Here is a 12,592-nt window from a genome sequence, read left to right on the forward strand (position 1 = left end):
GCACCGGGGTTAGCTTCGCTGAGGTGAAACATGATGTTCGACGATTTAAGAGATAACGAGTGGGCGCTGGTCGAGGCCTTGTTCTGTGCAGAACCTGCACGCAGCGAACGCCGCGGTCGTCCGCGCGTGGAAGCACGCGCTGTCGTCAACGCCGTCTTGTGGGTGTTGTCGACGGGCGAAGGCTGGTCGAAGTTGCCGGGCCGCTACCCATCGCCGCCGACCTGCCGCCGTCGTTTCGACGAATGGCAAGCCGACGGCACGCTGGCCGAGATCGTGAAACGCCTTGGGAACAATGGCCGTGAAGTGTCGTTGCGCGGTCGGATCGGCTCGACGGCTGCAAAACCGCCTGCACCGCCCAGCCGCGACCGCCTGCGTGGTGCGTTCTGGACAAATCCGGAATCGTGGCGCGCTCCGGTCAAGATGGCTTGATTTCAGGTTCGGCTCTACCGGCCTGACTCACCATCAGGCACGTGAATGCCCAGCCGCACCGGCCTGGATCACCGCCAGTACGGCCCGGCAGTATCGCGAAGCACCCGCGCGCAGACTTTCTGCGCTTGAATCAGGTCTCATTCGATATTTGTATCGGATGCCGGATAGCCGGTCTGCCCTCTTGCGGACCGCTCAACGTCACAATCAGCCAGGCTCGCCCGACCTTTGCTCATGAAAGGCCGGGCGTATGGCGCCTTCAATACCACCTCATCTGCAATTAGCGCTTACGCGCATGTCTTGGCACGCAAGGAAACAACTCTTTACCATTATTTACAGTGCCCTTTCGCGTACTGGCATAAGTTATGAAGCTAGCTAACAGACCGCGAGGTCTGAAGGGAGCTCATCATGAAACCAATGTCACTGCTTGCGTGCGGCATTGTGATTTCATCGCTTGGCGTGGCCGTTCCGGTGCATGCCGAATCACAAGGCGGGAATTTTGCGTTACGTGCAGATGCGGAAGCAGGAATGCAGGCTTGGAAGAAGGAGCCCGTGCGCAATAGTCAGCCGGCGGAACCGGCGCCGCGTGGAGATTTGCGCGGAGATATTGCGAGCAATGTACACGCACGCCCCGAGCCGGAGCGCGCAGCGCGTCCCCGCCGGCACTGATTGCGGGATCGGCATGAGGCAATTCAACATGAGGCAATTCGGCGAAAGACCCTCCTGGATCGATATTCGGGGGAACCGATCCGGAGATGACCAGTCGGACTTTATGCCATGAGCACAGCGTGGCAGAAGTAAATCCGGTAAGCCCGTATCCTCGTGGTACGGGCTTTTTTTCGGAAGTGGCGTCGGGTCACAAGCGTGCATAATCCAGGGCAATAGTTTTGGCCCCGCAACCGTTTGCGCGGATTAAAACCTCGCAACGGTTCACACTCGACGGCTTACGAAATCGATAAATAAGGAAAACTGACCGGAATTCTACGCGCGCGCTTCGGCGAGAGGTTCCGGGGCTACGGCCAGAGAATACGGTGCAGCGCGGTGCAAATCCCAATCCATCGAGCGTTCGTCGCGTGAAAGGCGGGTAAATTCAAGTTTGCCGCGCTCGGTGACGACTGCAATGTCCACCGGGGCATGAAAACCCGGGGCGGGGGCAACAGTACGTTGCCTGACGAGTTCCAGGAGGCCCAAGTCGCGTAGATGGCTAAAAACGTTGGGGCGCCTTGCCCACGGAACTTGACGATACTGAGCTCGCCGGAGCGCTTCGAGTACGGCTTCGTTTGAATACGTGGTCATCTCGTTATGTCTTCCAGTGCAGCCGTGACAGCGCCACTTGACAGTTGAATCGCCTGCCAGCGGCGCCGACTAAACGCGGCACGCCCCGAAACCAGTCAAAATGCCGACAATGCGACCCCTGACCGGAACTCGCAGCCGCCGCTTGCGCTAGGTGCTGCTTGATTCTTACAGCTACTTATAATTCCGAGCTCCCGTTAAACGCGCATTACGCAACGCGTCCCGCAGTTCCGGCGATGCATTCTCATGAATGCGATGACCACGAAGCGGATTATCTCGAAAACCTATACGTTACCTCAAACCAAATTGGTTCTTATAACTTTATTGCTGCTTTTCTTTGCACTGTTTGCCGTTTGGCGTCAACGCAGACTCGCGGTCGCTGCGGTATGCGCGATGCTTTTCTGGGCGCTCGGCGCCGGCTGGTTAGGAACGCCGCTGCTGCACCTGGCCCAAAGCGGTTTCGAACAGCCGTCAGCACCGCAAAATATGCGCTTCGCATCGCGAACGATCTTCGTGCTGTTAGGCGGAGGAACACGTCACGACGACAACGATCGCCTTGTTCCCCGGCGCGACGCTTTTACACGCGTAATAGCAACCGCCGACTTGTACCGGGAATGCCGGCGAGCCGGAGGCGTCTGCAGCGTAGTTGTGAGCGGAGGCAATCCTGAGCATCACGAACAAGCTGAAGCGGATAACTATGCGCCCTTCCTGCTCGCCCGAGGCGTGAACGCCAGTGACTTGCTACGCGAGAACGAGAGCGTCAACACCTATGAGAACGCTCGCAACGTGGCTCGACTGCTCGGGCCCGGACGCGACGAATCGTTTGTGCTGGTAACGTCGGCGTATCACATGCGCCGCTCGCTGGCGGCATTCAGCGCGTTCGGCATGAACGCGCAACCGTTTGTCAGCAACGTTCGACATCCGCGGGCGTCGTTCTTCCCACGCCCGCGCGGCTTTATTGATGCGGAAACTGCACTTCACGAGATGGTCGGTCTCGCGCGCTTTTACGTGTATCGAGCTGTCGGACTTTATTGAGACGACGAGGAGTTAAGCACACGGCCGAGACGGCCGTTGCCTATCTCGAAATTCAGCACTAGAAAGCATTGCGCTTCGCCGGTATTATCGCCGGCGCGGTCAATCGACTGTCCGGGATGGCGCCCATTTGAAACGAAGCGCATGATTGCAGCCGTTGAGAAAAACGCTGGATCGGCGCTTGCCGAGCAGCGTTCAACGTCACGTATAACGTGACAGGCCAACCCGGGTTCAACGAATCTATGGAGGTAACAATGAAGAAGATGTCCCTGGCAGTCCTGGTTTCCCTTAGCGCAGTCGCCGGTGCGGCGTTTGCTCAATCGGGCCAAGGCGTCACCATGAGCACCGATCCGGCCAAAATCTCCGATATCGAGCAGCGCGCGCAAGCCCTGCAATCGAATCAGGTCAGCGCGCCGCACGAAATGCCGGCGCACAAAAGCGGCACGCATCACAAGAAGTCAGGCGCGAAGCATTCGAAAAAAGCAGCCCACGCTGCCGGCGCGAGCCATTAAGCTTTCGGATGCAAAGGTCGCGACGGCACGCAAACGTTAGCCGTCTGACACAAAGCCGGATAAATGCACGAGGCATTTATCCGGCTCTTTTTTTACCTGCTTTTGGTGCTCGCGCGTCCCCGGAAACACATGATGCAGTGACCGATGCGGCGGTATGCTACATTCCGCGTCGATAAATTGAATCGCACCCATGTGCGGAGGATCGTATGAGCAACATCCAGCTGGATATTGAATGGACCGAAGCGGCATCGCGCAAAATCGAAAAGCTGATGCCGCGTAACGCGAAGGACAAGGACGCGTATCTTGCTCTACCGCCCGTGGAATGCCTGCCTATGGAAGGCGACGTGCTGTTCCTGGGCCCGGATGGCAAGCAGCAGCCTTTTATTGTTGCCGAGCGCCAATATCACCATGACGGCGACGCCGACTGGACCATCATCCTGATCCTCGACGTCCCGCACGAAACGCACTGACGAACCACTGGTACGGCGCGCCGGTGCTGATTGCCGCCCGACAGCCCCGGCATCAGACGCTCAGAGCTTCGCCACCACATTGATCTCGCCGTGCTCGATCAGGTCCGGCAAGGTCTTGCCGAGCGTCTGGATATGGGGCGTCTTGTTATGTTCCGCGAGCGATGCTTCACTTTTCCATCGTTCGAAGAACACAAAGCGCCGCGGTTCCTTGATGTCGCGATGCAGGTCGTATTGGATTGCGCCCGGTTCAGCGAGCGTCGGCGCCACAATGCCTTGCAACAGTTCTTTCAGCTTCTCCTCGTTGCCAGGCTTGGCTACGAACGTTGCGACCACGGCGATTTCCGTCATGTTTTGACTCCAGGTTAAAACGCCAAGCATAACGTTCGCGCGACACTTCCGCAGAAATCCCGAGCCACAAGAAAAAAGCCCGCGTTCCCTTTTGGGAGCGCGGGCAAAAGCCGTCGCCCTACGAGGATAGGCGACGGGGCCATCGAGATCCGCTTGGCCAGCGGATCGCAATTCGTGAAAAATAAACAGGTCGGCACGAACAACGCGGAGGACGGAACACTACATCCGGGGCGTCATGCAGATTACATGCCATGGATGCAATGTAACCCCTATGCAGTTGATTCCTATAAGCTTTCCCGCACATAAAAACGTAGAAAGGACCTTGCTTCGAAGCATGTAACGCTCTCGCGTAACGTGACATCGATTACATGAGCCTTGTCCGATATCTTGGACGAAGCTTAACGGGCCGCACTCGATTTCCGCGCGCGTTACCCCGCATTGCAATACGAGGATTCGTTCTAATTCGCATCGGTTTGTTGAGGGAATAAAAAAACCCGCCTGGAAGCAGGCGGGTTTGTTCACGACAGACCGGACGTTATCAAGGCAGGCCTAACGCAACTGGTCGTCGAGCAAGGCCATGATCTGCCTTGCCTGCGGCGACGAGTCCACATTCCCCTTGTTGTCGATAATCGACACGCGGGTCTGCGTTTCCGTGAGCGCGCGGACGTTGACTTCGTAATTTTTTGGAAGCTTTTCTTTCTTGCCGTGGAAGACCTGGTTCCAGAAGCCCTGCTCGGCCGCCGTCATGTCTTTCGGATCGACGTATCGAACAAAATAGATGCCGCGGCCGCGATCACGATCGTCGACCGTGAAGTTCGTCCGGTCGAGCGCAAGGCCCACACGCAACCACGCGCGATCATACGGCTCCGACAACGTGATCTGATCCGAAGCGGCTTCAGGAATGACATCTTCCTTGATAGGCGTCTGTGCTGCGAGCGCCACATTCTGCGCCGCACGCGACGACGATGTTGCCGCCGATGGCCCGCTCGCCGCCGATGCAGCCATGGCTGCATCGCTCATGCCCGTCTGGCCGCTTGCCTGCCGTGCGTCCGCCAGAGCGAGCGACGACATGAGGCGCTTGAGGTACTCGCCTTCCAGCGCCGGATCGTTCGGCTTGGCCTGCCATTGGCTGTTGTCGTTATTTGTGCCCGTCAGCGCTTCGCGCATGCCCTTCTGGCTCACAAACACATAAGTGCCGCCGTTCGGAGCCGCTTCCAGACGCGTGCGGTACTTGTTGCGCTCAGCAGCCACATACGAATTGCCCGTCGCCATGGAGAGCGTGTTGCGAATCAGGCCGTCTGAAATTTGCGGATGGGTTTCGTTCCAGTCCGTTTCCATGACGCCCTTGTCACGTGCGTCCACGACGAGCAGAAAACCCTGTTCTTGCCAGAAGCGGCGAATCTGCGGCCACACCTGTTCGGGCGACTTGTTGTCGATAACCAGCCAGCGCTCCGTACCGTCGCGCTGGACGTGCATACCGGAGACCGGCGGAATCACCGTAGGCGCGCTTGGCGCGACCTTCTGCACTTGCTGGAGATCCGACAGCGAAGCCTGACCACCCTGCGGCGGCAACGAGCGCTGGTCGCCCGATTCCTCGATAAGGTTGGGCGGCACGGCGAGCGACGCCTGTTTTGATCGGGAATCGCTCTTGTAATTGATTGCGTTAGGCGACGACGTACCACATCCGGCAACCAGGCCACCCACCATCAGGAGGGCTGCCACCTTCAAAGCCGGCTTGTTCACACGAAAATCTGTCATGTTTGGGAAATCCTTCCGCTACGCCACGGCGTTTTCCGTGGATCAACCAAGCATTTTACCGGTCCCGCGCGTCGCCGTGCAAAAACAGTAGGCCCCGGCGCCTGTAATGGTTCGGTGACGAGTATCAATACCAGCTCCCATGGACGAAATTCATGCGCCGAAGCGCATCGGATAGTTGCGTCCAAGGGCGGCCTTGAACGCGGTGTTTCGGGTTGCATTTTGCGTGTCGCTTCCGATCTTGGTTTCGATACCGATTTGATCCGCCCACTTTCATCGCGAATCTCAAATATAGGCGTCACGACGTGGGGAGCGACAATTTATGACAAGTGATCGCATCTCGTCTTAGCAGTTTTTTTCGTCTCAACACTTTGTTTAATAAGCAGTTTTAATTAATTTTTTAGACTTCTTAAAAGACCCTACAAGATAATTCCTAACCTAATTTCAGATTACCCCGCCATCTTAAAATTAAGCCTCAATAACAAGAACGGCCACGAGAACGGAGTACATCATGTCTTATCTTCACACGCTCACATCACTTCAGGCAGCCACCGCCATTTTGTCGGCCACGGCTTGCGGATCAGCCTATGCACAGCTGGGATCTACCATCGGCGCGACATCGATTGCGTCGGGTGTGTCGGATCAGCTCGCGGCGGTAATCCATCAAGCCGACAACAGCGCGCTGCGCTGGCAAGAAACAACCGATGCCAACCAGATTCGCGTACGTCAATACGTGTCGGCGAATGGACTGGTCTACGCCGTAAGCTGGGAAGGTCCCGCCATGCCCGATGTATCGGCCTTGCTCGGCACACGGTTCGACCGGTATCGACAAGGCGCGAGCGCTGCGTTGGAGAACGCGAACGGTCTGCATTCTTCGCATGTTGACGGCAGCGATTTTGTCGCCGAGACGAGCGTGCGACTTCGCGAGTTCAGCGGCCGCGCATGGCTCCCGAATGCATTGCCCGCCGGCGTTACTGCCGCCGACATCGAATAAGGGGCAATCATGCGAATTCGTCCAGCTTGCCTTTTGTTCCCGATGCTGTTTGTCGCGTGCTCCATCCTCACGGCCTGCGGCGGTGGCGGCGGAGGTAGCGATTCCACCTCCACCGGTGCCGCCGCGCCTGCGACAGCCAGTTCAGCACCGGCCGCCAGCTCACCTGCAGCTGCCGCGCCGGCTTCAGCCGCTACACCTGCTTCCACGGCCACGCCCGCTTCCGCTCCGGAAACGGTCTCGAGTCCGCCTGCCGCCACCGTTGCTCAATCAACTACACCGAATGTTTTGCCAATCACGGTCGCGAAGATTGCGACGGGAACGCGCAACATGTTGCAAACGAGTGTGACGGTCTGCGTGCCCGGAACGGCGACTTGCCAGACCATCGACAACATCCAGGTCGATACCGGTTCGCAGGGACTTCGCATCCTTGCTTCGGCGCTCACACCTGCTTTGGCTCTCCCGGCGGTAGTTGGCGTGAGCGGCGCATCCACCGCCTCCTGCACTGTTTTCGGTTCGGGCTATACCTGGGGCTCCGTGCGTACCGCCGATGTGCGCCTTGCCGGCGAAGTCGCTGCATCGACATCGATCCAGATCATCGCCGATCCATCCGTTCCGACTGTCCCCGCCAACTGCAGCAATTCAGGGCTGCCTATGCTCACAGCAACGGCGCTGCGAAGTAACGGCATCCTGGGTGTTGGTCCATTCTCGGCCGATTGTGGCAGCGGTTGCGCGACCACCGCCTTACCGCGCTGGTACTACAGTTGCACATCTGGCGCGTGCGTCCCCATAAAGCTTCCCGTTGCCCAGCAAGTGACCAACCCGGTCAGCAATTTTGCCACCGACAACAACGGCGTTTTGATCGAGTTGCCCGCAGTTGCTGACACGGGCGCACCGAGTGTTTCCGGGACGATGACGTTCGGCATAGGCTCACAGTCAAACAATCAACTGGGCAGCGCACAGGTACTACCGGGCAACGGCGTCACGGGATTCGTAAAGACCGCCTTTCAGGGGAGCACCTATGCTACGAGTTTTATCGATAGCGGTTCGAACGGTTTGTTCCTCCCAATCAGTTCAATACCGGGATGCGGCCTGTGGTTTTGCCCAACAGCCGCGCAGAGCCTTTCGGCGAGCGTTACCGGCACCAACGGTGCAACGAAGAACGTGACGTTCACCATTGGCAACGCGTTGACGCTGTTCGCCAGCAACAACAATGCGTTCGGCAATCTCGCCGGTCCAGCCAACGGTTACGTCGACTGGGGTTTGCCTTTCTTTTTCGGCAGACGCGTCTTCACTGCTATTGAAGCGCAGGTGACGCCGGCGGGCAACGGTCCTTACTACGCGTTTTAGGCCTGGAGCGCGAACCAATCTGCGGCTCCCTATAAGAGAGCCGCAGCGTTCAGTCGTTGGTCGGTGCGCTGCTCGCTGTTCCGGCATGCAAGAAGCGCAACTCGACACGGCGATCATTCGCGAGGCATGCGACTAGCGCGCGCCAGTCGCGCATTCGACACTCAGTTCCCGGCGATGCCCGTCCGTAACCCTGTGCGGTAACTTCCGCCCTTACGCCGCCGGCTAGTAGATAGCGCCGGACGGCATCTGCGCGCCGTCGTGATAACTGGAGATTGTAGGCGTCGTTGCCAAGGCGATCGGTGAATCCGTAAACCATGATCGACTTCACGGCGTCGTTGCGCTTCACGTCGTTCGCGCCCGCGATAAGGTCGTCGAGCTTTTCGCGACCGTTCGCCGTGATCGATTCGATCTTGCTGCCGTTGAAAACGAAAAGCATATCGGTTGGCAAGGCGACCACTGTTGGTTCAGCACTTGGCACGTCGGCTTGCTTCGCGGGAACGCCGCAGCTTTCCAGGCTGCGTTGGACATCAGCGAGTATCGACTCGATTTTGTCTACCTTTGCCTTGGCTGCATCGAACTGCCGCGTCCAGGCGTCGTGGCCCGCGTGCATCAATCCGACCTCGGAACACGCAATTTGCTTTTGAGCCTGCGGACAGTTGAGGACCCGAGGATCAGCGAGCGCCGCGCGCAGGCGCTCCGTCAAGTCGCCCCTTAAAGGCGCAACCGTGCGTAGCGGCGGGTTATCAAGTGTCAGCGGCTGCGCGCCTTCCAAGCCAGCCGTGAGTCGTGCGGCCTCGCCGATGGCCTCTTCAACGAAACCCCAGCGATCTCCTGCCTCGAGCTCGCTTTTCGCTGCATCGATCCAACATTGATCCTTGAAACCAAAATAGCTGCTCTTGCGTTCATCCATCTGGTCGAGTCGTGCCTGCAGGAGCCCGAGCGCGTTTTGCGGATTACCTATACGACCATAAAGCTCGATCCATGGATCGACCGTCGCTCCCGCCTGTGCACTTTGCTCAGCGCCTGGACCAGTTTGCAAAACGGTCGGATCCTGAATGCCAAGGCTGTTGCGCACTGCATTGTTGGCGCAGCCGGTCAGCACAAGAAGACAGGCAACGCCGAAGATAATGTTTTTCATTTTTCAGCAAGATGGGCATCCGCGGCGGATCACCGCCACGGATTGGCTATATGCGCCGCGACGCATCGCGGCGATGAGTGACGGCTGAAACAGGCTTCTTCGAGCCGGACGCTCAAATGCCAAACACGTAGCCCACGCCTGCCCGGACGATGGTGCTGTTGCCCCCCGACGATGACACGCCTCCGTTGAAGTTGATGTTGCCCTTGTCATTCCAGCGCGAAACGCCAATGCCCATCGCTGCCTGCCCTCTGTACGCGGCGACACCCGCATTCAGCGTGGTACGTCCAGGCAAATACGGCGTAACAACATTGAGTGCCGATGCTGATGCAATACCTTTGCGGGTGTTGCGGTCGAGATCGCGGATTTGCTGGTCCGTGTTGCTGAAGCGCTGATCCGTGTAGCTGTTGGCCTGACTGAGTGTTGAGCTGGCAGACCTGTTTAACTGGTCCAGGTTGACGGCGTCTGTAGAGGATGTACCGGCTGCCACATTAGTGATCTGACGCTCGCTGCCACGCGATCCAACTGATACCGACGACGTCCGGTCTGCAACCGAACCCGACCCAAGCGCCACCGAACTGGCGGCAGTGGCAGTAGCGTTCGCTCCGAGCGCAACCGCGTGATCGCCGCTAGCAACAGCGGCTTCCTTCGAAGTATCTCCGGAGGCGGCGTAGAAGGCCGTACTCGACGCTGTGAAGTTGTTGACGCGGGACACGGCATCGTTCAGTTGCCCGAGATTTACTCCGTCCGTAGCAATGACGCCGCTCGCGACGTTGTGAAGAATTGTGCCTCCGGCAATGCCTTGTCCGAGCGTGGCGTTGCCGAAATCGGTGGCACCACTTGCATCCTTGTCGTAGGTCAGGGCAGTTACCGCCTTGCCGGTTTCGTCGACGAGTCCCGAGCTTTTCAGTTGAGCAACGTTGACCGCGTCCGTGTCCGATGTGCCGGCCTTCACGTTGGTGATCTGCCGTTCGTTACCAGCCGCGCCCACCGACACGCTGTTCGCCCGATCGGCTACAGAGTTCGCACCGAGAGCCACCGAGTTTCCCGCGCTTGCTTGCGCATTGCCGCCGATAGCCGTCGCGTCGGCGCCAGTCGCCGTTGCCGCTCCAAGCGTGGTGTTGGAGATGAAGTACTTGAGCGCGCCGCCGTTCTGCAAGCTGTCGACGAGTTGCGCCGTCTGGAATAACTGGTCGCCGTTCACCGCGTCCGTACTGCCCGCCTTAACCGTACCTGCCGCGACATTGCGCAGCGCGACCGGAGCAGTTGCGCCCGAACCGCCAAGCGTGACGCTGGTTCGATTGACCGTACCATCTGAGCGCATGTCGTAAGTAAGCGCCGCGGTTGAATTGCCTGCCGAATCCACTAGCCCTGCGTTCTTCAATTGAGCCACGTTGACGACGTCGGAGTCGGCTGTACCGGCCTGCACGTTGGTAATCTGCCGCTCGCTGCCCGCGGCGCCCACCGACACGGTATTAGCACGGTCAGCCACGGAGTTCGCACCCAGTGCAACGGTATTCCCGGCGCTCGCTTGTGCATTGCCGCCGATAGCCGTCGCGTCGGCACCGGTTGCCGTTGCGGCGCCAAGCGTAGTGTTGGAGATGAAGTACTTGAGCGCGCCGCCGTTCTGCAGGCTGTCGACGAGTGCCTCCGTCTGGAACAGCTGGTCGCCGTTCACTGCGTCAGTGCTGCCCGCCTTCACCTCACCCGCCGCAACGTTACGCAGCGCTACCGCTGCGGCAGTGCTTTGCCCCCCCAGCGTCGCGCTTCTCCGGTTGACGGTGCCGTCCGCGTTCATATCGTACGTAATGGCTGCCGCCGCATTACCTGATACGTCGATTAATCCGGCGCTCTTCAATTGAGCCACATTGACCGCGTCCTGATCCATCACCCCCGATTTGACATTGGAGATGATCGTGCCATTCGATCCGCCAAGTACAACCGCAGCTTTCGAGTCGTCCGCGTAGGCGAGTTTCGAGGGTTCGGCACTGTTCAACCGAGTCAGCAATGTGGTGACATCCTGCAGGTTCGAATTAGTCGCGTGAAGTTGGGCGCCGTTCACTGCTTCGGTGCTTTGCGAGTTCAATGCGCCGGCGGCAACATTGCTGACCCGCACCGCCTGCCCCGATGTTCCACCTAGTGCGATCGTCGTCTTGTCCAGATTGTCGTATGCGACGAACCCATTGCTGAGGGCACCAGCCGTATCCGTGGTCGCGCCCAGGGCCTTGAGCTGGTTCAAATTGACCGCATCCGTACCCTCACGTCCCGCGCCAACGTGCACGATGCGCCGTTCCATTCCGGTATCTCCGACGGAGATCACGTTGCTCAATGAGCCGTCGCTGTTTGCGCCCAGCACGACGCTGCTGTTCCCGCTCGCCGTAACGTTGCTACCAAGCACGAACGAGTCTGAGCCGGACGCCTTGTTGGCATTTCCCAATACATAAGTCCCTGCTCCGCCCACGACGTTGTTCTTGCCGATACCACCAGCAGCGGCGCTGCTGACTCGTGTATACGAGCCAATGGCAAGCGAATCGGCCCCATTTGCACCAACACTGGTTCGCCAGCCGACCGCTAGGCTACGATCAGATTCAGCATCCGTACGAACTCCGAGCGAGGTGGATTCGTTGCCGTTCGAGTAAACACCTGTTCCGACTGCTACGCTGCCTGCCGCCGCGTTCACGTAAGAACCGGCGGCGACCGCGTAGTCGCCCATTGCGTGCGCATTCACGCCTATCGCAACCGAATTCGTGCCGAGCGCATCAGTTGGTGTCATGCCGTCGACGGGTCCCGAGACAATCAGTTGCCCGGGGGTAAGGCCCGACGCGACAGACGGCACCAGCGGCCCGAGATTCTGGGGTAACTGCGATGAATAAACGAGGTTATCGACAAGCGTTGCGTTCGCCGCGGAAGATACAGTCAGCAAGGAAACAGGCGCCAGCGCGAGTAATACCGCCGTGCCGATCGGTGTCCGACGACGGAGAGTGCCGGCTTTGAAAGAAGACCGTACGCGCGGCGTACGAGATTCAATGTCCGACATATCAATGTGTTTGTTTAATAGAACGCGCTGCGTGAATTTCATTTGGATGACTCGCTCAGGTCTTGAGCACGCGTATGCATGCTCAGAATTATTGACGTGGCCTCCGGACGGTTCGAACAATCCAGATTCTCGACTCGAGCATGTGCACGAATTCCTTCGGATACCAAATTAGTTTGGTTCCTGAAGGACCCTCGTGGACGCCGCACTTGTGCAACTGAAACAAAGGTTGCACGCCCGTACGCT

The 12,592-nt window shown here is 58.6% G+C and carries 11 protein-coding genes and 1 pseudogene; 7 read left to right on the plus strand and 5 right to left on the minus strand.

The features are described 5' to 3' along the window. Positions 1-30: 30 nt before the first annotated feature. Positions 31-417: pseudogene (locus HB633_RS13010) on the plus strand (transposase); the annotation flags it as partial. Positions 418-834: 417 nt separating this feature from the next. Continuing rightward, entirely contained in the window at positions 835-1,095 is a 261-nt protein-coding gene (locus HB633_RS13015) for a hypothetical protein (RefSeq protein WP_213778498.1), read from the plus strand. 312 nt (positions 1,096-1,407) lie between these two features. On the opposite strand, the gene HB633_RS30855 is transcribed toward HB633_RS13015, so the two are convergent. Continuing rightward, positions 1,408-1,722, minus strand: coding sequence for a hypothetical protein (locus HB633_RS30855; protein WP_255580906.1), 315 nt, complete (start codon positions 1,720-1,722; stop codon positions 1,408-1,410). Between the two features lie 243 nt (positions 1,723-1,965). Here HB633_RS30855 and HB633_RS13020 point away from each other — a divergent pair, with 243 nt between their 5' ends. The 3 genes from HB633_RS13020 to HB633_RS13030 all read left to right on the plus strand — a co-directional run bounded on the left by HB633_RS13020 (position 1,966) and on the right by HB633_RS13030 (position 3,733). Beyond that, on the plus strand, positions 1,966-2,754 hold the full coding sequence (locus tag HB633_RS13020) for a YdcF family protein (RefSeq protein ID WP_255580907.1): 789 nt from the start codon (positions 1,966-1,968) through the stop codon (positions 2,752-2,754). A 251-nt stretch (positions 2,755-3,005) separates the two neighbouring features. Then, positions 3,006-3,263 (plus strand): hypothetical protein, encoded by a 258-nt coding sequence (locus HB633_RS13025; RefSeq protein WP_213778499.1) that lies wholly within the window; start codon positions 3,006-3,008, stop codon positions 3,261-3,263. A 206-nt stretch (positions 3,264-3,469) separates the two neighbouring features. Then, entirely contained in the window at positions 3,470-3,733 is a 264-nt protein-coding gene (locus HB633_RS13030) for a hypothetical protein (protein ID WP_031358965.1), read from the plus strand. A 60-nt stretch (positions 3,734-3,793) separates the two neighbouring features. On the opposite strand, the gene HB633_RS13035 is transcribed toward HB633_RS13030, so the two are convergent. Beyond that, on the minus strand, positions 3,794-4,081 hold the full coding sequence (locus tag HB633_RS13035) for a putative quinol monooxygenase (protein ID WP_213778500.1): 288 nt from the start codon (positions 4,079-4,081) through the stop codon (positions 3,794-3,796). Positions 4,082-4,630: 549 nt separating this feature from the next. Continuing rightward, positions 4,631-5,839 (minus strand): outer membrane protein assembly factor BamC, encoded by a 1,209-nt coding sequence (gene bamC, locus HB633_RS13040; RefSeq protein WP_213778501.1) that lies wholly within the window; start codon positions 5,837-5,839, stop codon positions 4,631-4,633. A gap of 508 nt (positions 5,840-6,347) precedes the next feature. On the opposite strand from bamC, the gene HB633_RS13045 reads away from it, so the two are divergent. Together HB633_RS13045 and HB633_RS13050 are read left to right on the plus strand one after the other, a co-directional pair. Beyond that, on the plus strand, positions 6,348-6,830 hold the full coding sequence (locus HB633_RS13045) for a DUF2844 domain-containing protein (RefSeq protein WP_213778502.1): 483 nt from the start codon (positions 6,348-6,350) through the stop codon (positions 6,828-6,830). A gap of 9 nt (positions 6,831-6,839) precedes the next feature. Continuing rightward, on the plus strand, positions 6,840-8,177 hold the full coding sequence (locus HB633_RS13050) for a DUF3443 domain-containing protein (protein ID WP_213778503.1): 1,338 nt from the start codon (positions 6,840-6,842) through the stop codon (positions 8,175-8,177). A gap of 49 nt (positions 8,178-8,226) precedes the next feature. On the opposite strand, the gene HB633_RS13055 is transcribed toward HB633_RS13050, so the two are convergent. Beyond that, positions 8,227-9,315, minus strand: a complete 1,089-nt coding sequence (locus HB633_RS13055) for an OmpA family protein (protein ID WP_213778504.1) — start codon at positions 9,313-9,315, stop codon at positions 8,227-8,229. A 112-nt stretch (positions 9,316-9,427) separates the two neighbouring features. Then, the gene (locus tag HB633_RS13060; RefSeq protein WP_213778505.1) at positions 9,428-12,235 is read right to left on the minus strand and encodes a YadA-like family protein; all 2,808 of its coding nucleotides are present in this window, start codon (positions 12,233-12,235) and stop codon (positions 9,428-9,430) included. Positions 12,236-12,592: the final 357 nt, after the last annotated feature.

It is taken from the genome of Caballeronia sp. dw_276 (assembly GCF_018449635.1).
Lineage (GTDB): Bacteria > Pseudomonadota > Gammaproteobacteria > Burkholderiales > Burkholderiaceae > Caballeronia.